The organism is Aquimarina penaris (assembly GCF_040786285.1).
Lineage (GTDB): Bacteria > Bacteroidota > Bacteroidia > Flavobacteriales > Flavobacteriaceae > Aquimarina.
This window is the reverse complement of the sequence record NZ_JBFMKQ010000002.1, coordinates 184,034-206,770: the sequence shown is the minus strand read 5'-3', so window position 1 is coordinate 206,770 and position 22,737 is coordinate 184,034. Positions and strand designations below refer to the sequence as shown.

Annotated in this window: 20 protein-coding genes; 7 read left to right on the top strand and 13 right to left on the bottom strand. The window is 34.2% G+C overall.

The genetic code is table 11. The features are described 5' to 3' along the window. The first annotated feature begins 60 nt into the window (after positions 1–60). The gene (locus ABW637_RS10545; protein WP_367584648.1) at positions 61–3,330 is read left to right on the top strand and encodes a tetratricopeptide repeat protein; all 3,270 of its coding nucleotides are present in this window, start codon (positions 61–63) and stop codon (positions 3,328–3,330) included. A gap of 345 nt (positions 3,331–3,675) precedes the next feature. On the opposite strand, the gene ABW637_RS10540 is transcribed toward ABW637_RS10545, so the two are convergent. From ABW637_RS10540 to ABW637_RS10530, 3 genes are all read right to left on the bottom strand, one after another. After that, on the bottom strand, positions 3,676–4,671 hold the full coding sequence (locus ABW637_RS10540) for an FAD:protein FMN transferase (protein WP_367584647.1): 996 nt from the start codon (positions 4,669–4,671) through the stop codon (positions 3,676–3,678). A 5-nt stretch (positions 4,672–4,676) separates the two neighbouring features. After that, the gene (locus ABW637_RS10535) at positions 4,677–5,054 is read right to left on the bottom strand and encodes a DUF8840 domain-containing protein (protein WP_367584646.1); all 378 of its coding nucleotides are present in this window, start codon (positions 5,052–5,054) and stop codon (positions 4,677–4,679) included. Positions 5,055–5,160: 106 nt separating this feature from the next. Beyond that, complete coding sequence (locus ABW637_RS10530) at positions 5,161–6,039, bottom strand: DUF4846 domain-containing protein (protein ID WP_367584645.1); 879 nt, start codon at positions 6,037–6,039, stop codon at positions 5,161–5,163. 145 nt (positions 6,040–6,184) lie between these two features. Here ABW637_RS10530 and ABW637_RS10525 point away from each other — a divergent pair, with 145 nt between their 5' ends. After that, entirely contained in the window at positions 6,185–6,784 is a 600-nt protein-coding gene (locus tag ABW637_RS10525) for an outer membrane beta-barrel protein (RefSeq protein ID WP_367584644.1), read from the top strand. 79 nt (positions 6,785–6,863) lie between these two features. Here ABW637_RS10525 and nqrF read toward each other — a convergent pair whose 3' ends face one another. Genes nqrF through ABW637_RS10495 form a run of 6 tightly spaced genes read right to left on the bottom strand, consistent with a single transcriptional unit; the run spans position 6,864 to position 12,951 of the window. Beyond that, on the bottom strand, positions 6,864–8,171 hold the full coding sequence (gene nqrF / locus ABW637_RS10520; RefSeq protein ID WP_367584643.1) for an NADH:ubiquinone reductase (Na(+)-transporting) subunit F: 1,308 nt from the start codon (positions 8,169–8,171) through the stop codon (positions 6,864–6,866). A 1-nt stretch (position 8,172) separates the two neighbouring features. Continuing rightward, a complete protein-coding gene (nqrE, locus tag ABW637_RS10515) occupies positions 8,173–8,889 on the bottom strand; it encodes an NADH:ubiquinone reductase (Na(+)-transporting) subunit E (RefSeq protein ID WP_367584642.1) in 717 nt (238 codons plus the stop codon). Between the two features lie 11 nt (positions 8,890–8,900). Beyond that, positions 8,901–9,593, bottom strand: coding sequence for an NADH:ubiquinone reductase (Na(+)-transporting) subunit D (locus ABW637_RS10510; RefSeq protein WP_367584641.1), 693 nt, complete (start codon positions 9,591–9,593; stop codon positions 8,901–8,903). Between the two features lie 3 nt (positions 9,594–9,596). Further along, a complete protein-coding gene (locus tag ABW637_RS10505) occupies positions 9,597–10,352 on the bottom strand; it encodes a Na(+)-translocating NADH-quinone reductase subunit C (protein WP_367584640.1) in 756 nt (251 codons plus the stop codon). A 3-nt stretch (positions 10,353–10,355) separates the two neighbouring features. Continuing rightward, positions 10,356–11,591 carry an NADH:ubiquinone reductase (Na(+)-transporting) subunit B gene (locus tag ABW637_RS10500; protein WP_367584639.1) on the bottom strand — a complete coding sequence of 412 codons (1,236 nt, stop codon included), beginning with the start codon at positions 11,589–11,591 and terminating at the stop codon, positions 10,356–10,358. 4 nt (positions 11,592–11,595) lie between these two features. Beyond that, a complete protein-coding gene (locus ABW637_RS10495; RefSeq protein ID WP_367584638.1) occupies positions 11,596–12,951 on the bottom strand; it encodes a Na(+)-translocating NADH-quinone reductase subunit A in 1,356 nt (451 codons plus the stop codon). 188 nt (positions 12,952–13,139) lie between these two features. On the opposite strand from ABW637_RS10495, the gene ABW637_RS10490 reads away from it, so the two are divergent. Continuing rightward, positions 13,140–14,402 (top strand): type IX secretion system plug protein, encoded by a 1,263-nt coding sequence (locus ABW637_RS10490; RefSeq protein ID WP_367584637.1) that lies wholly within the window; start codon positions 13,140–13,142, stop codon positions 14,400–14,402. 121 nt (positions 14,403–14,523) lie between these two features. On the opposite strand, the gene ABW637_RS10485 is transcribed toward ABW637_RS10490, so the two are convergent. Further along, positions 14,524–15,906, bottom strand: a complete 1,383-nt coding sequence (locus ABW637_RS10485; RefSeq protein ID WP_367584636.1) for a M12 family metallopeptidase — start codon at positions 15,904–15,906, stop codon at positions 14,524–14,526. 437 nt (positions 15,907–16,343) lie between these two features. On the opposite strand from ABW637_RS10485, the gene ABW637_RS10480 reads away from it, so the two are divergent. After that, positions 16,344–17,498, top strand: coding sequence for a DUF3667 domain-containing protein (locus ABW637_RS10480; protein WP_367584635.1), 1,155 nt, complete (start codon positions 16,344–16,346; stop codon positions 17,496–17,498). A gap of 1 nt (position 17,499) precedes the next feature. Further along, complete coding sequence (gene apaG / locus ABW637_RS10475; protein ID WP_367584633.1) at positions 17,500–17,886, top strand: Co2+/Mg2+ efflux facilitator ApaG/CorD; 387 nt, start codon at positions 17,500–17,502, stop codon at positions 17,884–17,886. Here apaG and ABW637_RS10470 read toward each other — a convergent pair. Both ABW637_RS10470 and ABW637_RS10465 read right to left on the bottom strand, forming a co-directional pair. Continuing rightward, entirely contained in the window at positions 17,879–18,874 is a 996-nt protein-coding gene (locus tag ABW637_RS10470; RefSeq protein WP_367584632.1) for a DUF6695 family protein, read from the bottom strand. The two genes, apaG and ABW637_RS10470, sit on opposite strands and share 8 nt — an antisense overlap. Positions 18,875–18,899: 25 nt before the next feature. Next, positions 18,900–19,643: an NRDE family protein gene (locus tag ABW637_RS10465; RefSeq protein WP_367584631.1), complete on the bottom strand. Its 744-nt coding sequence runs from the start codon at positions 19,641–19,643 to the stop codon at positions 18,900–18,902. A gap of 144 nt (positions 19,644–19,787) precedes the next feature. Here ABW637_RS10465 and pruA point away from each other — a divergent pair, with 144 nt between their 5' ends. Then, positions 19,788–21,416: an L-glutamate gamma-semialdehyde dehydrogenase gene (gene pruA / locus ABW637_RS10460; protein ID WP_367584630.1), complete on the top strand. Its 1,629-nt coding sequence runs from the start codon at positions 19,788–19,790 to the stop codon at positions 21,414–21,416. A 61-nt stretch (positions 21,417–21,477) separates the two neighbouring features. Next, entirely contained in the window at positions 21,478–21,945 is a 468-nt protein-coding gene (locus ABW637_RS10455) for a GNAT family N-acetyltransferase (RefSeq protein ID WP_367584629.1), read from the top strand. Here ABW637_RS10455 and rsmG read toward each other — a convergent pair. Further along, entirely contained in the window at positions 21,942–22,571 is a 630-nt protein-coding gene (gene rsmG, locus ABW637_RS10450; RefSeq protein WP_367584628.1) for a 16S rRNA (guanine(527)-N(7))-methyltransferase RsmG, read from the bottom strand. The two genes, ABW637_RS10455 and rsmG, sit on opposite strands and share 4 nt — an antisense overlap. Positions 22,572–22,737: the final 166 nt, after the last annotated feature.

Genomic DNA, 22,737 nt, shown 5'->3' with positions numbered 1-22,737 from the left:
CCTTTGCCGGTAAGAAAAGATCCTATACACAAGTTATCGTTGTACCAATTACACTAAAGAATGAAGCCAATCTTAAATAGTATGTTAGCAAAAGTAGTAGCAACCTTTTTATTACTATTTTTGTGGGAATCTACAAGTGCACAACAAACCATTGATACATTGGTAGCTTACCAAAATTACAAGATGGCAGATTCTCTTTTAGAGGCAGGTAAGTATAAACCCTCTATTACGTTCCTGAAAATTGCTCTACCAACCTACAAAAAAGCTAAAAACTGGAAAATGGTATCGAATTGCCATAGTGACCTATCATCGTGTTACTGGAGAACTTCCGATTTAAAAAAAGCTTTATATCATGCCCAAAGCGCCTTAAAAACGGCTACCCTTCACCTTAACAAAAACAGTATAGAAGAAGCTAATGCTTATGATAACCTTGGGAATTATTATGAAAATACAACGGAGTATGACAAAGTTTTTGAAAATTACAAAAAGGCCTTAACCATAAAACAACAAATATTACCCAAAAACCATCCTGAAATTGGACATTCTTACAATAATTTGGGTGTTTTTTACTTAAAAAAAGATGATCTTCAAGAGTCACTGGAATATTTAGAAAAAGCTCTTGCTATTTATTTAAAGTTTTATGGTCCGGATCATCCTAAAACAGGTACCTCATATAATAACATTGGAGTAATCTACGATGATCTTGGGAAATACAGAAAAGCGCTAGAATACTATAAGAAAGATTTATCTATAAGCCTTAAAACCCCTGAAGAAAATCCTCTCCAAATAGGATACGGTTATATCAATGTAGGTGGAATCTACTACACCCTTAAAGAATATGATAAAGCCTTGGATTATTACGAAAAAGCTTTGAAAATATGTATTAATGAAAATAATCTGTACGGAATAATCGGGGCATATACCAATTTAGGCTTATTATGGGACGATAAAGGAGAATACGATAAATCTTTAAACTACCACAAAAAAAGTTTGGAATTACAGTTTCAGCTTTATGGCAATGAACACCACGAAATACCAATAGGTTATCTCAATATTGGTCTGGGTTACTACAACAAAGGTGACTTTGAGAAAGCGAAAGAATATTACAATCAAGCTTTGCAAATGACCAGAACTTTAAATGGAGAAAACACTAGTGAGGTGGTCAATATATATCAACATTTCGGTAACCTTAATACCCAAATCAAAGAGTATGATATCGCTATGGAATATTATAAAAAAAGCTTAACCATAGATCAGAGTGTTATAAAAAAAGATAGCCCTGATATCCCATGGTCATATATAGGAATTGGGCAAGTTTATTTTGAGAAAGCAATGTACACAAAAGCATTATATTATGCTCGAAAAGGCTTAAAAGCAATCCAAAACGCTCATGGTGAACAACAGATTGAAGCTATTAGTTCTTATAATAGTATTGCGGCAATTTATAGCAAGCTAGGAAAATATGAAGAAGCCTTAAAACATTTAGACCAAGCATTGTCAATTAATACCAAAAAGAAATTCATCAATACTTCAGAAGCCACATTCAACCTGAATAAATATATAGACCGCAATGCGTTATTAGAGACCCTTCATTGTAAAGCAAACACACTACAATCTTTATATAAAGAAACTCAAGAAAAGGAATACTTTGATAACAGTATAGCCACCTATAAAAATGCAGGTATTCTAATTGATAAGACACGACAATCTTATCAAAATCACCTGGACAAAGTGACTTTTGCAAAACGCTCAAAAGAAATATATACTGATTTTATAGAAACTCTTTTGCTAGCAAAAGATGCTTTAGACCAGAAAAAGGCATTTCTTTATGCTGAAAAAAGTAGAGCCAATACTCTAAACGAACTCCTTATTGATTCTAAGGCAAAAAAAATCGCAAGGATTCCTGTAAAATTATTGGAATTGGAAAAAAAGTTAAAAACCAATCGAGCTTTTTTTCAATCTCAAATAGTTGATGAGTGGTCTTACAGTAAGACAGACACCATAAAAATTAGGGAATATGAAAATGAGCTTTTTGAAATTAACAAGAAACAAGACTCTCTATTTTTGGTACTCGAAAAAGACTATCCAAAATACTATCGCCTTAAACATCAAAATGATGTTATCTCTATATCAGAAATTCAACAACAGCTTTCTAAAAACACAACCTTACTTGAGTTTTTCACTTCAGACAGTATTACCTACGCCTTTACCATCTCAAAAAACGACATCACTATAAAGAAGCTAAAAACTCCTGGACTAACCCAACAAATTGAGCAACTTAATCAAGCTATTGTTGCCAAACAAAAGGTAGGTTTTCAAAAGAAATCTTATGCCCTTTATGAACAACTTATCGCTCCTATTGAAAATCAATTAACAGGAGATGAACTTATTATCGTTCCTGATGGCGCTTTATGGCATCTTAATTTTGAATTATTACTTACCAAAAACACCTCTTCAAAATCGATTAAAAACCTACCTTTTCTTCTTAAAAAGCATGCCATAAGCTATGCTAATTCAGCTACGCTTTTATTTAAACCGCCAAAAGATGACACAAAAAAATCAGAACTTTTAAAAGAGTGCTTAGCTTTTTCTTTTTCAGATTCTATAAACATCTCTAAAGGACAAACCCTATCACTTGCGACATTAAGAAACAGCAATATAGATCTTCCCGGCACTCGTAAAGAAATCAATGCCATCGCCAATATTATTGATGGTGAATACTACTATGGGAATCAAGCCATTGAAACTAACTTCAAACAGAACGCTAACCGATACAATATAATTCACCTCGCTTTACATGGAGAGGTAGATCATAAACATCCTGAAAACTCTAAACTTTATTTTACAAAAAGTAAAGATTCTATAGAAGATAACATCTTGTATAGTCATGAATTGTTTGCTTTAGATATTCCTGCCGAATTAACTGTACTTAGTGCTTGCAATACTGGTTCGGGTAAAATCGCAAAAGGCGAAGGAATTATGAGTTTAGGTAACGCTTTTCAATATGCAGGAACTAAAAGTTTATTGCTTACAGGTTGGGAAGTGTATGATGAAACTACACCAAAACTAATGGAGTATTTTTATATTAATCTTAAAAAAGGAATGAACAAAAGTAAAGCCTTACAACAAGCTAAACTTAAATACTTAAAAGACTCAGATAACTTCCTTGCGGCCCCGGTTTATTGGGGTGGGTTTTATTTGGTTGGAGATCCTTCACCAATTCAATTTAAAAGTAATGCTAATTTATATTGGGTAATAGGATTATTTATTCTGGGAATACTAGTATTAAGCCTACTTTTATATACACGTAAATTGAAAAAGAACCATTAAAATACTGTCTCGCTACCGGAGAAATCTAACCGGTTTGTTTTAAGTCCTAAAAAAAGTATTATACAGGGTAACATTTTGATCCCTTGTTACATTAAACATAGTTATTAATATAAATTTTTAAGCTATATAATTATGAAGTTAACAAGTTTAAAACAGTTCAAGCAACTAAATTCAAGTGAATTGAAACAATTAAAAGGTGGGGTTACCAGAAAAGAATACTGCAAAACTTTAATGACAATTATCGATAACAAAGAAACGTTCCATGAAGGAGAAGTTATCTCTTTTAGTCGAGCTTTAGCTGCAAATTGCTAGTATACTTTTTTCAATCCAGACATTTACGTTGTTCTAAAAGTCTGGAAATTGATTTACTGATAACGTCTTTAATTCTTTATTCTGATTTTCATAAATAAAAAACACCTTTAGCTCTGGATGTGTTTTTAAAAATTGCTTCGATTTCTCTAAACCCATCGACATCAATGCTGTGGCATAGGCATCGGCTTCTATACACGTATCGGTTAATACAGAAACACTTAGCAAGTTAGATTTATGAGGGTACCCCGTTTGGGTATCAATAATATGTGCGTAGCGATTTCCTTTTTCATCAATTTTATACTTTCGGTAACTTCCCGAAGTAGCCATAGCTTCATTGGTTAATGAGATCACCTTACTATACGATTGTTCTTCATCAAAATTAGGGTCTTCGACTCCTATGCGCCAAGGTTTTTGTTTTATAATATTGCTACCCTTTCCTCTTATTTCGCCTCCGATTTCTACCAGGTAATTTTCAAAACCATTATGTTCAAGAAACTCAGCAAATACATCTACAGCATACCCTTTAGCCAGGGCATTAAAGTCGATAAATGTGTTTGGATTACTTTTTACAATTTTATCGCCTTTCAAAATAATTTTATCCAGACCCACCGAAAGCAATAAACTATCTATTTTAAGGCTATCTAACGCCATTATTTTTCCTTCTGGGCCAAAATCCCATGCGTTTACCAAAACACCAATAGTAGGATCAAAAGCACCTTTAGTTTCTTTGTATGTCTTTTTTGAAGTGGTCATTACGTTTTTAAAATGATCATCAATAACCACTGTCGTATCTCCTTGGTTAATTTTAGAGATATCAGAATCTTTTATGTAGGTTGACATTGATCGATTAATCACAGTCACAAGGCTATCATAGGACTTTGAGAAATCCACCTCTTTTTCATCAATAAATTGAATAGAAAATGTAGTTCCAAAAGCTTCTCCATTCGTAAAGTTTAATTGTGGTTCTGGCTCCTTTTTGCAAGAAACCAAAAATCCAACTAGAACTATTAGAATAAATTTCTTAAACATATACTTTAATTAAGATGCGTTTCAATACTCTGCAATCCTGCGTACTCTAAAATATAATCCTCGTTTAATAGCAATGGTTTATTTGGATTTTCTACATTTTGAAGTCCCACTCCTGCATAAAACACCTTGGCCTCTTGTTCTCTAGCGTGTTTTTTGAACGATTCCATCCAAATCATATCATAATTATGAGGATTATCTGGATATGAAATAACCTTTACCAAAACAAAATAGCGTTGATTAGTTTTATCGACACAAACAAACTGTGGATGTTTACCCAGTTTGCTGTTAATGGCAATAAATTCGAAACCTTTTTTCTCTAATTCTTCACCAACAATATTCATTGCCAGGTTATGTAATTCTTGTTTAGTAAGTGTCCTTGTCATAGCGTTGCAAAGATATTATTTTGAAAGTTATAATTCAGAAAAACATAAGTAGTAAAAGTGGATTACGGCCTACGCAAGAATGGCAAAACAGATTTAGTTTTTTAAATCATTTAAATCGTATAAAACGCGCCTCATCAAAATAATAACTTGGAGTGTATACCGGTTGATTTTCTTCAAATGTATACCATGGTGAAATCGAAGTATCATCGAAATTTTTGAGAAGACACACGCTTTGCGCAGGAGTATTTCCTTGAGCCAACAAAAACATCTTATCCCCTTTTTCATTTACAACCTCATCTACAATAATCTCTATATGCCCGGGAGAACCTGGTTTAACCAGCATATCACCTATTTGTACATCATCCAATGGTATTTTTTGAAGCTCATTATGCATTGACAAGGTACCTGCATAGGTATAAATCAGATTCAGGTATTTATAAAAGTTGGTTTTAGAATGGTTTGGCGACGCTGTTTTATGAAAAGTGACTTTGTTTCCTTTTATTTTTGGGCGGTATCCTTCAGCATATTTGGTCCATGAACAGTAGTGACCCGAGGTAAAATTAAACCCAATTTCATCTTTTCTATTATGCTTCCATAAGTATTCAGATCGTATTCTCATCAAGGCATCGGCGCATTGTTGTAGCCCATTTGAAGGTACAGACACTTCTAAGATTGCTTCGTGCCAATCTTGTGCAAAATACTCGCTATCATCATAATTAATAATTTTACTTCCGTAGGGTTTTAATGGATACTGGCGCAAGTATTCCTGAAAAGAATTTGCATCATAAGCTACTCTTTTATACTCCTTTGGGACAAGTACTCTTGTAACTATAGAATCACCTTCAACACTTATATAATCAGGCTTTGTAATAATGGTAGCAACTACACCTTTAACATGATTTACAACCATTTTCCCGCTACTCATGTTTTTTAATATCAAAAATAGAAGTGCGGCTATACTAAGCGATAGAATATACTTTTTCATGCTACTAAAATAGTAATACTAAAAAGACATTACTAACTATAGCCAGTAAGTCTTCATTATTTATTTAACAAAGCATTAACAAACAACAGGATTTTACAAGTAGTCTTTTAAAACAAATCATTAATAAAATCTTAAAATGAAATTTATGAATTTAAAAACAACGTATTCACTCTTAATTCTCTTAGTCGCATTTTCAATCACCGCCTACTCTCAAGAAGACACAAGTTATGGCTTTGATAAAGGCGATTTCTACTTTTCGGGAGCTTTTAAATACAGTAGTTTAATAAGTGATCTATCCTCCCCTGACAATGAATTATTTGTAGAACCATCTGTAGGATACTTTATATCTGATAATATTTCCTTGGGAGTTCAATCAGAATTTTTATTAAGTAATACTGATAACTTCGACGGGTTTGGAGTAGGTGTTAATGGGCGCTATTTCTTTATGCCCAAAAAAAGGTTTAATGTCTTCACCGAGCTTGCTCTGGATTACTCTAGTGCTAAAACTAATTTTAGTTTTTTTAATGAAGAAACAGATGCATTTAGTGCAACTTTTTCTATGGGTTTAAACTACTTTATTACAAAGAACCTATCGTTATTTACAAAGTTTGAAATTCTGGACTATAGCTATTCTCAAACCGATACTCGCTCAGGTGGTTTCCTCCCAAACCAAGGAAATTTTGATAGGCATACAGGTAGAATAGGGCCTGAAAATCTACACCTTGGAGTGATCTACAAATTTTAATACTCCCCGGTATTCAACAAAAAACCGATACAAGTACTTGTATCGGTTTTTTTTAGTGTATTTAAATGAAGGTTATTTTTTAACCTCCAAAGTCATCAAATCTGATATTTTCATCCGGAATACCAAAATCTTCGCCCATCTTTTGAACAGCTTTATTCATTAATGGTGGTCCACAGAAGTATAGTTCGATATCTTCTGGAGATTCGTGATGATTTAAGTAGTTATCAATTACACAATTGTGTATAAATCCAACAAATCCATCACCTTCGGCATCAATATCACTTTTTACTTTCCAGTTATCTTCCTCTAATGGCTCTGATAATGCAAGGTAAAATTTGAAGTTAGGGAAGTTCTTTTCTAAGTCGTAGAAATGATCCAGATAGAACAACTCACGCTTAGAACGACCACCATACCAGTATGTAACTTTACGACCCGTTTGCAAGGTTCTGAATAAGTGATATAAGTGAGAACGCATTGGTGCCATACCTGCTCCACCACCTACATAAAGCATTTCTGCTTCAGACTCATTGATAAAGAATTCACCGTAAGGACCAGAAATTACTACTTTATCTCCTGGTTTTTGAGCAAATATATAAGATGAAGCCACCCCTGGGTTCACATCCATCCATCCATTCTTTGACCTATCCCATGGCGGAGTAGCAATACGTACATTAAGCATGATTTCTCTTCCTTCTGCAGGGTAAGAAGCCATAGAATATGCGCGCTCTACCGTTTCGGTATTTTTCATTACTAATGGCCATAGACCAAACTTATCCCATTCTGCCTGAAACTTATCTGGAGTGTCATGTTCCTCTGGGTGCGCAGTAATGTCTATATCAGAATATTTTATCTCACATTGTGGGATTTCGATCTGAATATACCCTCCTGCTTTATACCCCATATCTTCAGGGATACGCACTACAAACTCTTTAATAAAAGAAGCTACATTGTAGTTACGTACAACTTCAGCTTCCCATTTCTTGATACCAAATACCTCTTCGGGGATTTCGATATTCATGTCTTGTTTTACCTTTACCTGGCAAGCTAAACGAGCCCCGTGTTGTAATTCTTTACGAGAAAAGTGTGGAGTCTCTGTAGGCAATGCTTCTCCTCCACCTTCTAATACGTGGCACTCGCATTGTATACAGGTTCCACCGCCACCACAAGCAGAGGGTAAAAATATTTTTTCATTTCCTAAAGTGGATAATAATGTACTTCCGGAAGCTACTTCTATTTCTTTTTCACCATTAATTGTGATTTTTACAGGTCCTGAAGGCAGTAATTTATCTTTTGCAAATAATAAAATCCCTACCAAAACCAAAGTTAAAACCAAAAATGAAATAATGGTAATAGCGATTGTTCCAATTGTTGACGCTAAAAATATCATATTATTTAAGTATTGTAACGTTAGTATTTTCGGCTACTTCTTTTGTAGTCTTTTCTTCTTCAATCTGAGCAGCTTGTGTTTCTTTTTTCTCTTCTTCTTCACCACCGGTCAACATACCTCCAAAACTCATAAAACCAATCGCCATTAATCCCGTAAGGATAAATGTGATTCCTAATCCTCTCAACGGAGCAGGTACATTAGAGTATCTGATTTTTTCTCGAATAGCAGCTATCGCTAAAATGGCTAAGAACCATCCTATCCCAGATCCAATACCATAAACAGCAGCATGAGAAATCGTAGCGAACTCTTTTTGTTGCATGAATAATGACCCTCCTAAAATTGCACAGTTTACAGCAATTAATGGTAAGAAAATACCCAAAGAGTTATACAATGCGGGAGAAAATTTCTCTACAACAATTTCTACCAATTGCACCATAGTTGCAATCGTAGCAATAAAAAGTATAAACGTTAAGAAGCTTAAGTCATAATCTGCATATTCTGGGCCTAACCACACTAAAGCTCCTTCTCTAAGGATATACTTATCTAATAAGAAGTTTAGCGGAACTGTGATAGCCAATACGAATATTACTGCAGCTCCCAGACCTACCGCAGTAGATACTTTTTTGGATACTGCAAGGTATGAACACATTCCTAAAAAGAATGCGAACACCATGTTATCTATAAAGATCGATTTTAAAAATAATTCTAAATATTCCATGTTTCTTTATTTTAATGATCTTCGATTAATGCTTTATTTCTACTTCTTTGGATCCAAATAATAATCCCTACAGTAATTAAGGCCATTGGCGCTAATACCATGAAACCATTATTTTCGTATCCAATAGCATACAATCCCGTTTTTTCTATGGGATCTCCTAATACTTTAGCTCCAAATAGTGTTCCTGATCCAAGTAGTTCTCTAAAAAATGCTACAATGATCAATAACACTCCATATCCTGCTGCATTTCCTACACCATCTAAGAATGATTTCCAAGGACCGTTACCTAAAGCAAAGGCTTCAAAACGTCCCATGATAATACAGTTTGTAATGATCAGACCAATAAATACAGAAAGTTCTTTACTCAGTGTATATGCAAATGCTTTTAATACCTGATCTACTACAATTACCAGAGCAGCTACTACTACTAACTGTACAATAATTCTAATTTTAGAAGGAATAATATTTCTCATTAAAGAGATGACCACATTCCCTATTCCTAAAACAAAAATTACTGAGATTGCCATTACTATTGATGGCTTTAATTGTGCTGTAATCGCTAATGCAGAACAAATACCCAATACCTGAATAGTAATAGGGTTATTATCGGCAAGAGGATCTGTAAGTAATTTCTTGTTTTTCTTCGAAAACAAAGGCTCTTTAGGCTCTTTTACTTTCACTTTTTCTTCTGTTACTTCAGCCATCTGTTATTTTTTTAAAGTTTCGAAATAAGGTTGGTACATTTTTATTCCTTTCTTTACCATTGCAGTAACACCGTCTCCGGTAATTGTTGCTCCGGCCATCGCATCAACCTCGTTATCACTTTTATCTACATTTTTAGGATCTGCATTTCCTTTTTTTACTGTAATTCCTTTATAGTTTCCTGATGCATCTAATATGCTTTCACCTATAAAGTCATCTCTAAAGTATGCTTCCTTGATATTCGCTCCTAATCCTGGAGTTTCTCCTTTATGGTCAAAAAATGCTCCTTTTACCGTCTTGAATTCTTTATCTAAAGAAACATATCCCCAGATTGCATCCCAAAGACCGTTACCTCTCATAGGCACAACATAGTATTCTTGGCCATCTTTTTTACCAATAAACAATGGTAATTTTCTGGTATAGTTAGCATCTTGCTTTACCTTATCATTTTCTTTTTTAACTTCGATATTAAAAGCATCTGCGGTTTTCTCTGCAGTACTTCCTGTGATTATATATTGCTCATCACCCACATATTGATCAAATAACTCTTGTGCTTTTTCTGCAGGTACGAACTCATTAGGATCTTCGGTATCGGCAATACCCATTGCAAAAAGGATATTCTGTTGTTTTTCTGTACGTTTGTTTGCAGAAATTCTCTCTTTTAAAGAAGATGCAGTAAACGCTAACAATGAACCAACCACTACTACCATTGCTATGGCAAATATGATGGTATATGAATTTTTATCTGTGTTAATTGCCATGATCTACGCCGTTTTTAGTTTTAAACGTTTCATTCTTTTCTTGATATTTCCTTGAACCACATAGTGATCAATTGTTGGAGCAAATACGTTCATTAATAGAATAGCAAGCATTACTCCTTCTGGATATGCCGGGTTGAATACTCGAATTAATATTGATATAAATCCAATTAGGAATCCATACACCCATTTTCCTTTATTCGTTTGAGAAGCTGTTACAGGATCTGTAGCCATAAATACAACTCCAAATGCAAAACCACCAATAATTAGATGATGCCAGAATTCTGTACTCATCAGGCTGTAAAACTTACTACCTTGATTAATCCATTCTGCGCTTACAACACCATTAAAGATGAGTCCCATAGCTAAAGCTCCAAGAGCTGCACTTGCCATAATTCTCCAGCTTCCTATCTTAGTAAAGATTAAGAATAATGCTCCTAATATGATTAATAATGTAGAAGTTTCACCTACAGAACCAGGAATAAATCCTAAAAACATATCTGAAACGCTATAGCTAAGTTTATCAAGTTGTGCTCCTTGTGCTAAACTACCTAAAACAGTTTCTCCCGATATAGCATCTAGTTTCGCTCCTTCGGCGATTTCATTTGCTCTTTCGACTGCACCATGAACCCATACTTTATCTCCTGACATCCAGGTTGGGTATGCAAAGAATAAAAATGCTCTAATAGTAAGTGCAGGGTTAAGGATATTCATCCCCGTTCCTCCGAACACTTCTTTACCAATCACAACTCCAAAAATAACTGCAATTGCTAACATCCATAGCGGAGTATCTATTGGTACTATTAAAGGAACTAACATTCCTGTCACTAAATACCCTTCTTCTACTTCGTGTCCTTTGATTACTGCGAATAGAAATTCTACACCTAATCCAACTCCATAAGAAATGACTACCAGTGGTAATACTTTCCAAAGTCCTATAATAAGATTATCTAAAGACCAGAATCCAGCACTAAAAAACCCATTAGCAACTGCTTCAATTTCTCCTGCCGCAAGATGATGTTGATATCCTGCATTAAACATTCCGAATATTAAACATGGCAATAAAGCCATGATCACAGTATTCATGGTACGTTTTAAATCATCTGCTCCTCGAACATGAGCACCAGAATGTGTAGTTTCATTAGGTAAATACAGAAAAGTATGGATTGCATTAAATGCAGGAGCCATCTTTTTACCTTTGTATTTAAGTTTTAGTTTATGTAATTTTTGTTTTAATCCCATAGCACTATCCTATTTCTTTTAACATTAAGTCTAACCCTTCTCTTATGATTTCTTGATGTGGTTGTTTAGAAACACATATAAATTCTGTGAGGGCAAAATCTTCGGGAGCTATCTCATACATTCCCAACTGCTCCATTGCATCTAAGTCATTTACCGCACAAGCTTTAAGCAGTTGCAGTGGGTAAATATCAAAAGGAAATACACTCTCAAAATTACCAGTAACTACAAAGGCTCTATGTTCTCCATTTGTATTGGTATTAAGATCATATTTCTTTTTCGGGAATAGCCATGAAAATGTTAAGGCTCTTGAAGGTGAAATCTTATTAAAAATAGGCTTATTCCAACCAAAGAGTTCGTAGTCATCTCCTTCAGGAATTACCGTAATACTACTGTGATAGTATCCTAAATTACCATCAGGCTTTACATTTTCTCCTGTTAGTACATTTCCGCTAATCACTCTAATATTTCCTTCATCATTTACTCCAGAATCATAAACCATAGATGATACTTCAGCACCAATAGTAGTTTTATAATATTTAGGATTTTTAACTGAAGAACCCGTCAAAGCGATTGTTCTTTCTGCATTAAATTTTCCTGTCAATAGCAATTCGCCCATGATAACTAAATCTTGTGGATTTACTACCCAAACTACTTCTCCTTTATTGATAGGATCTATTTTTGCGATCTGCACACTTACATTTCCTGCCGGATGTGGGCCAGAAACAGTATGTTTCGAAATATTATTAAGACCAGACAAAGGAGAGTTACTGTTCTTACCAACAGAAACGTGTACCTCACCATCGGTTAATTTGCTTAACGCTGTTACTGCAGCCTGAAGTTCATTTTCTTTACCTTCTAATAGATAATCATAATCTGCAGCGAGCGGTGCTGTAGCATATCCTGAAACAAATATTGCCTTTGGGGCCACATCTGGATTGGCAATTACATCATAAGGTCGTTGCTTTATAAAAGGCCAACAACCCGATGCTAAAAGATGGCTTTTAATATCATCGCCATTCATTGCATTTACATCTTTTGCTCCAAAATCTGCATATTGCTGCTCTTTATCTGCAAGTATTTTGAAAGATAAAATCTTTCTTTTGGCACCACGTACAATCTCTACTACTTCTCCGCTAACTGGAGAAGGAAAAAGTATTTTTTCATTAGATTTTGAGTGAAAAAGTGGTTCGCCGGCTTTTACTTCTGTACCCTGCTTAGCAATAACTTTTGGTACTATACCGTGAAAATCGTCAGGCTTAATTGCAAAAACATTACTTCTGATGGCGTTTACAGTATTTTTTTCTGCTTCGCCAACAAGCTTAATGTCTAAGCCCTTTCTGATACGAATGTCTTTTGACATATTTGTAGTCTATGTTAATTAACTAAAAAAATCGTGCAAATTTACTAATTAAAACACGTAAGTGAAAGAGGCTTGCATTATAAAGTTTTATTAATAATGATTCTAAATAATGATTTAAACCTAAAAAAACAACTATTGTTCTTTAGGCACACTTTTTGCTTATATTTACGTCCATAACAATCCACACAATGTTTAAAAGAGGTAAACAATTCCTATTATTTTCTTTTCTTAGTATTCCAAGTGTTTTTTTTTCGCAAACTCTTATCAGTGATACTTTTCAGGCCGACCATATTAGAACGGTTCAATTGATTTCAGATTCAGAATTTGCAGGAACTCCAATACTCAAACTCGGCCAACCATTGCGGATCAATTTTGATGACATTAATGGAGATGAGGCAGATTATTATTATAGAATAACACATCATGATTTTGACTGGACACCATCTTCATTATATAAAAACGAGTATTTAGATGGTTTTGACGAAGTTAGAATCGTCAATTATGAGAATTCATTCAACACATTACAAATGTATAGTAATTATACATTGAGTATTCCTAACGAAGATACCAGAAGACTAAAGGTAAGTGGAAATTATACGATAGAAATCTATGACGATGATGATGAGATTGTAATATCAAGAAAGTTCATCGTTATCGAAAACCTGGCAACCGTAAAGGTGTACACTAAGAGATCCCGTGATTTAAATTATATCAACTCTAAACAATCTGTACAATTTGAGATAAACTCTTCTAACGAAATTTTAAGAAATCCTAAGAAAACAGTAAAAACTCTCGTAATACAGAATAATGATATAAAGCAAAGCATTACGAATCTTGCCCCTCAATTTACGATTGCAAATACACTGATGTACAAATACGATCAAGAATCTAGTTTCTGGGGAGGAAATGAATATCTATCGTTTGACAGCAAAGACATTAGAGCTTCGACAGTAAGCACGCGAAGCATTGAATTAAAAGACATCTACCACAATTATCTTTATACCAATGCAGTACGAGCGAATAGGAGATACACCTACAATCCCGACATTAATGGTAATTATGTTATTAGAAATCTTGGTGCAGAAAATAATGCTACCGAAGCAGATTATGTTTGGATGCATTTTTACTTAGAGTGTTATGAACCTTTGGATGGTGGTGAAATTCATATCTATGGTAATTTTAATAATTACACCTTAGATGATTCTACACGAATGCAATATGACAAAGAAAACGCCATATACTACACCAAAAGATTATTTAAGCAAGGGTTCTACAATTATAAATATGTTCTTTTGCGATCAGACGGAACAATGGATCCAGGATTCATAAGTGGTAATTTCGACGAAACCGAAAATGAATACACGGTAATACCTTACTACCGAGCCCCAGGCGCTCGTTATGATAGAGCTATTGGCAAAGGAACAAACAATTCTGCCAATATTACAAACTAAAAAGTGAGGTTATTAACCTCACTTTTCAAACTTCACCTTGCCCTAAAACAAATTAATTCAATTGATTTTTTAATGGCTATCCAACCTCTATTTGCAGTCTCAAAAGGAAACAAATAGTACTTTATCTTGAAGGAGGGTACTTATAAAACCCTTGATTGTAATAATACGGATTCTCTTTACAAGTATATAGGTCTGAAGTCTGGTTAAATCCATTAGTACTCAAAATAATATTACTACATTGTTTTGAAGGTATTTTTGCAGCATACCAGTCATTCCCTAGATCTGTCATCTGAATTCCTGGCCAATTGCCAAAGATCTCATTAGTACCATCCCAGGCGTATAAATGCGTATAGCCTTTTGTCACAACAAACAACTCATTTTCTTCTGAAGCCGAAGGAATCACAGAATACCAACGAGCATCATAGAAAAAAGGATACTCTTTATTTACTATAAGATCTTCTGTTTGCCCTGCACCGTTATTGCTAAAAATAATATTAGTTTCTTGTTTTCCGCCGTAAAAAGTTACATCTACCATACCCCAATTGGCACTTGTACTAAAGGCATTCAAATCGGGTGTATACGCTTCTAGATTTACTCCGGGCCATGGAGCAGGATTGGCATTACCTTCATCCCAGGTGTATACCTTATTATATTTTTGCAAATCATAGGCATACACCTGCAAATTATCATTTGGCAAAGGGGTTGGCACATTAGGATACATAATATTCGCTACTTCTATATCTGTTGCAGAAAGCTCAATCCTATTTACTGTATAAGTACTACCATCTTTTTTTGTTATTGTAGGTTCACCGTTTTTTGAGAAAAAGTAAGGCCCATACATCATGATTGAATTGAAATCCATAGCTTCAGAATAATCAAATCCATCTCTATTTCTCTCGATATATGTCATAAAATTATGAGCATATCCACTTCTAATATTGTCGAAATGAATAGTAACATAATCATCTCTATTACTTCTGCTTTGTTCGTGCCACAACCCTATAGCATGTCCGATCTCATGAATTACAGTTCCGGCACTACAACCATTTGCCAATGTAATTGATTGTCGCCCACCTGTCATCCCAACATACGAAGAACAACCACTTCCGAATCTAAAATACACATAGTTAGGTTGATTAGTTCTGGGAACAAAACGCAGGTTCGTATAGGTCTCCCAATGTGCAATGCCATCAAAAATACGTTGCTTATTAGACAAATCTTCTTGAATTTCGTAATACACTGTACTATTGGTCCAGAAATTTTGCGTAATTCCAACACCCTTGCCCGGCGTATCTGATAATTGCGACTTATTAAATACAATATCCCCTTCAAGGACATATTGACCGTCTTTTTCTTCTAAATATAACTCCTGATCACCATAATACTTCTTCACCACTCCACTAGACTCAATACCACTAGGAAGTGAATTTTCAGATTCATCTTTCTCACAAGAAACATTTAGCAGAACAGCTAATGCTAATACTAACAACCTATCAATTTTCATTATTACTTTAATTAAATTTTCACTTCTTTGAATACACAATTTTACATTTTTCAGGACTATAAAATCCTACACAACAAATGTAAAGAGTCTATCTAATAAAAACCGTGGTTACCGAGAAAGACACAAAATCCTACAAAAGACTTAAAAATTTGAAAACCAGAATTTTAGCCATTAATAAAACGATAGAGTTTGTTTCTTTTTTTTCGATCAAAAACCAATAAAAAAGTTTAAAATCATTATTTGCAACTTCAAATTGTCTTCGCAAATACCTCTCTCTAAAAATCATCTAACGTTTGAGAAAAATAAGTTCCTTGTATGAAGTATAAAAAGTTAACAATACTACCAACATCATACACTAAAAAAAAACCCCATTCATTTTGGATTACAACAAACTCCTTCTATTTTAGCAAGCAATACGACTAAACTATCTGTACTGGATGAAAGATAAGGGAAGATTCCTAAAACAATATAGAGGAAATGAATGCCTTAATTGTGGTGTTCCTTTGGATACAATTGATCGCTTTTGCCACAATTGCGGCCAAGCCAACACTACGAAAAAGTTATCCTTCAAAGATTTCTTTAATGAGTTTTTTGCTAGTATTTTTTCTTATGATTCTCGACTAAGACACACTATTGTTGCTTTACTATTTAGTCCGGGAAAAATCTCTAAACATTATATTGAAGGCAAGCGAGTTAGATATGCCAACCCTTTTCGGTTTTACCTAAGTGTTTCTATCATATTCTTCATTATTTATGGGTTATTTATTGATTTTGATGGATTTAGTGCAAAAATTGAGGATGATGTTTCTAAAGGAAAAGTAGCGTATGGCGAAATAAAAGAAAACATCTCGATGGATGATTCTTTAAAACACAAAATCAGCAATCAAATATCGGCAACTAAAGGTATTTCTAAATCGAATAAAGAAAAAATCAATCAAGAAATCCAAAAAGTAAATGGGCTTGACTTTCTGGATAAAAAAGAAAATATACCCGAAGAAATTATTTATTATTCGCAATCACAGATCGATACCATGAATGTTATTGACAAAACAATAAAGCTATGGTTTATGTACGGTGATTACTACAACAAAACAGATCAGAAATCTACTTACCATGCATTAACAGATCTAAAGCACAAAAAAAATAGATTTAATAAATACATTTATCATAGAGCTATAAAAACAAGTAGTATTGATGATAATTATGGACAAGAATTATTAGAATTTATCTTCAGTAAATTACCATTTATCATATTCTTCTTCCTTCCTTTCTTTGCCTTAGCAATATGGCTGCTGTATATTAGAAGGTCATATAATTATATGGAGCATTTAGTGTTTATATTCCACACACAAACCATTTTCTTTATATTAATCGGAATTGCAATCTTGTTTGATCAAATTACTCAAAGTACTACTACATTTGGTATTACTATGCTTGTATTTCTATTTTACCTATACAAAGCAATGCGAAAGTTTTATAATCAAGGTAGAGCGAAAACTATTGTTAAATTCCTGCTAGTAAATGTTTTATTTTTTATATTAGCAATTATAGGTTCTGTAATTACGATTGCAGGTTCAATTTTCATATTTTAAGATGGTTCAACAAATTACCCGTGGCATAAAGATTTCGGTGGATACCACCTTCGAAGGCACGTTCTACAAGAACTATAAGATACATTTTGCCTTTGGTTATCGAATTACTATAGAAAATCAAAGTAAAGACTCTGTACAACTTACCTCCCGCTATTGGGAGATCAAAGATTCATTAAACCATACAGAAATTGTTGAAGGAGAAGGTGTCATTGGCAAAAAACCTGTTTTAAAACCTGGAGAATCACACACCTATAATAGCGGATGCCTACTAAGTTCACCATTTGGATCAATGAAAGGGCATTATAACATGGTTAATTTCACTTCAACTCGAAAATTTAAAGTATTAATCCCCGGATTTAAACTAAGTGCTCCTTTTGCACTTAACTAGTAATTCTCTTTACAAGATCAAATCTTATCCTCTTTCCGTTTTGCTCTACGTGACAATATTTGCAATTTGAGTCATACACAAAGTAATGTTTTTCAGACATACTAAACGAATGCTCTTTTACCTCGAATAATCCTCTAAAATCCTCTTCTCCATATTCGGTATACCTTATTATTTCGTACAAGTTTTCTTCTAAGGATTTACGCAAGGTAAAATATGCACTGCTGCCGATACCTGAAAGAAAATGTGCATTTTTCAAGAAATCTAGTGCCACATTTTTTTTCTTTTCCTCTTGTACTGGTATTCTTTTATCAAAATAATTAGTAAGATTTTCTCTGAAGACAGAATTAGGATACTCTACAAGAACTCCTTTTTCTACCTGATATATTTTATTCTTCATAGATCCTTTTTCAACATTTCCTAAAGGACTCGGAGTAAATAATTTATTTCTCAATAAAGGTGTTCTAATTCTAGAATTATCTGTACTGTTTAAAATGGTATCTGTAACTATTCTTGAGCAATTACTACCTTCTTTTCTAAAAGTAGAGTATGGAATGCTTCCTCTATTCTGTATTTCTAGAACATATTGCTTTGCTCTATCGTAGAAAATATAATCACATACAGATGCCACCAATCGACCGCTACCATGAGTTTTTTCGGGATGTTTCTCTAACCACAACAAAAATTCATTAATGTTAGCCAATTTTCCGTCTGATGTAAACGTAGCGTTAAAAGGTATTTCTAACTCCACATCTGTAACTGCACTTCTAACCCTCCCTTTACCCTGAGGGGTTATATATCGCCCAAAATCATAATATTCTGCAACACCCGTTTTATTTTCGATAAGTACAAATGCGGCATGCCCTGCTTTTATAACTCCATTCTTACCCAAGCCAAATAATTGCAATAAACTTGAAGCGTTTTTTTCATCAGAAAAACGAACAAAAGTATCTGGAAACGCAAGCGAAATTATTTTACCTGTGTAATTCAAACCATAAAATTTAATTATGATACTTTTAGGCAGTTATAGCCTCAAAAATAACTGAACTCACTTCTTTATTTTGAAGATTCTCATATCGCATCGTAAGCTCTTCTTCATTTTTAACAATCTGAGTAATACTTATTGTTTTTAGAAACCCACGATCTATTTGCAAGTCTACATCTTTATCCCCTATACCTGCATTCTTATGAAAATTCAGCAGTGCATCAGAAGTTAAAGTGTTTTTATTTTCAAAATCGGCAAACCATTCTTCGCGCACATTCTTCATCTTTTTAGTATAAAGTGTGGATGATGACCAAATATGTGTTTCTTTCTCTAAAGAACGAAGATGTTTTTGTTGTCCGTCCCAAACAAATTCAAAAAGTAAAAGATCAGACTGCCAATTAGCAGCCACAATAGTAAATGGCTCTATACCTTTACAATCATACAACTCTATAGCTTTTTCTAATTGATCTGCTTCTAATAAATCTTTAACTACAACCCCCCTGCTTTGTCTATAAGACACTAATCTTTCATGAATTTCAAAACCTCCATTAAGCAAACAGATCATAGTACTTTTATCACTTACACCAATCCAGGTTCCTCCGGCTAATGCATCTTTAGGAAACAACATTCTGGTTTTATTTACTTCATAAAACTCTGGAAGTAGTGTTTTTCTATTAATAGCCTCATCGCGATTAGAGGTAAGAATGAAATTATTTTCTTGAGTTGGGATTAAGGTAACTGTACACATAAATTCTGGGTCGGCTAAATATGTCACAACTTACAAAAAAAAATACATACCCCGCAATGTTTATAAAAGGTTAAAATAAACATTACCCTTTTTAATTTTCTATCTTTGCAAACCTAAATGACTAACTCATTAGACAAACACATCTTACTAATTTAAATAACACATTACATTATGGGAAAAGGTTTTTTTCAAGTTCCTACAGCAATAAATGAACCTGTAAAGTCATATGCTCCCGGAACACCTGAAAGAGAAGAAGTTCTGGCAACATATAAACAAATGTACAACAGCAAAGTTGATGTTCCTTTATATATTAATGGTGAAGAAATCAGAACGGGAGATACAGCTACAATGGCACCTCCTCATGATCACAAACATGTTTTAGGAACCTACCACAAAGCTGAAAAACAGCATATTCAAAAAGCAATTGACACTGCTATTGAAGCTCGTAAAAAATGGGCTGACCTAGCCTGGGAACAACGTGCTGCTGTATTCTTGAGAGCTGCAGAACTTATTGCAGGACCATACCGTGCAAAAATCAATGCAGCTACTATGCTGGCGCAATCTAAAAACATATTCCAAGCAGAAATTGATGCTGCCTGTGAGTTCATAGATTTCTTACGATTTAATGTAGAATTTATGACCCAGATCTATGAAGATCAACCAGATTCTACATCTGATGCATGGAATAGATTAGAATACCGACCATTAGAAGGTTTTGTATATGCTATCACTCCGTTTAACTTTACTGCAATCTCTGGAAATTTACCTGCCAGTGCTGCCCTTATGGGAAATACTGTAGTTTGGAAACCAAGTGACAGCCAGATCTATTCTGCAAAAGTTATTGTTGATATCTTTAGAGAAGCTGGAGTACCAGATGGAGTAATCAATGTAGTATACGGAGATCCGGTAATGATTACAGATACCGTTTTAGCCAGTCCTGATTTTGCAGGAATCCATTTTACAGGAAGCACACACGTGTTTAAAGATATTTGGGCTAAAATTGGAACCAATATTCATAACTACAAAACCTACCCAAGAATTGTTGGAGAAACCGGAGGTAAAGATTTTATTGTTGCACATCCTAGTGCCAATGCTAAGCAAGTAGCAACAGGAATTTCTCGAGGAGCATTTGAGTTTCAAGGGCAAAAATGTAGTGCAGCATCAAGAGCCTATATTCCAAAAAGTATATGGGCAGATGTAGAAAAATATCTGAAAGAGGATGTTAAATCGTTCAAGATGGGATCTCCAGAGGATATGAGCAATTTTATCACTGCAGTAATTCATGAAGGATCGTTTGACAAGTTGGCAAAATACATAGACCAAGCCAAGAACGATAAAGACGCAGAAATCATTGCTGGTGGAGGCTACGATAAATCCAAAGGGTATTTTATTGAGCCCACTGTGATCGTTGCTAAAGACCCAAAATACACTACAATGTGTACAGAATTATTTGGTCCCGTGATCACCATTTATGTATATGATGATAATCAATGGAACGAAACTTTAGCATTAGTTGACGGAACCAGTGAATATGCATTAACTGGTGCAATATTTTCTACAGATCGTTATGCAGCAGCAGAAGCCACTAAGGCGTTAGAAAATTGTGCAGGAAACTTTTATATCAATGACAAATGCACAGGAGCCGTTGTTGGGCAACAGCCGTTTGGAGGCGCCAGAGCATCCGGAACCAATGATAAAGCCGGATCATACCTCAACTTATTACGTTGGGTATCTCCTCGTATGATCAAAGAAACTTTTGTTTCACCAAAAGATTACAGATACCCATTCTTGGGAGAATAGTTTTAAATATATAATTTTAAAAAGCGCCAATAGGCGCTTTTTTTAACCTTAATAATTAATCATGAAAATCACCACTCGTTCTGCAAAAAAAGAAGACCTACCCACACTTCTTGATTTTGAGCAAGAAATCATTGAAGCCGAACGCCCCATGGATCCAACACTTAAAACTGAAGAAAGAATAAGTTATTATGATATAGGAGAATATATCACTTCTGGCCATACCGAGGTTGTTGTTGCCGAAATTGACAATGAAATTGTAGGCAGTGGTTATGGGCAAATTAGAGATAGACTAGACTATTTTAAACAAAAACAATTGGGATATATTGGTTTTATGTATGTAAAAGAGGCCCATCGTGGTAAAGGGGTCAGCCAAAAAATAATCCAGTATCTATATGATTGGTTTAAAACTAAAGATCTCGAAGAAGTTCGCCTTACGGTATACGAAAAAAACCCAAGAGCCATAAGAGCTTACGAAAAAGTAGGCTTTGAAAAGCACCTGATCGAGATGCGGATAAATTTAAAAGACTAAGACTTATATTTTAAAGGCAAATACACCAATTTCTTAGTTTCGAAAAACTCTCCTTCAAAACAATCAGAGAGATTATGTTGTATCGCTTTCGGAAACAAAATCAGTTCTTCAGTTAAATCACCTCCTTTTAGGTACAGAATACCGTTTCGAAGATCATGATTGCTTTTCTTAGCTATATTTTTACGCACCCATTTCACAAAATCAGGCATATTGGTAACTGCACGGCTTACTATAAAATCAAAACGATCGTCAAAAGTTCCCGCTCTGCGCTGTTCTGCTTTTATATTTTTAAGTCCTAATGCTTTAGCAACCTCATTTACCACTTTAATTTTTTTAGCAATAACATCTACTAGATAAAACTGCGTTTCTGGAAATAGAATTGCCAAAGGAATTCCAGGAAACCCGCCTCCTGTACCCACATCTAACACATGTGTACCCGGCTTAAACTGGATAATCTTTGCAATACCCAATGAATGCAAGACATGCCGCTCATATAAAGATTCTATATCTTTACGAGAAATTACATTGATTTTAGCATTCCATTCTTCATATAGTTCTCCTAGCTGAGAAAACTGGTCTTGCTGCTCTTCGGTTATATCCTGAAAATACTTACTTATAATTGTCACACTTTTATCTTTTTGTTATTATACTAATACGCTTTGAACTTTCTTGATTCTGGCGAAAAATAATATTTTTTTAATCAATTGAGGTGTTTTTTCGCGCTTCATAGGGATGCAATAAGAAAAAGGCAAAAATTGAATAAAAAAGAGCATTTCTATAATGAATAGAAAA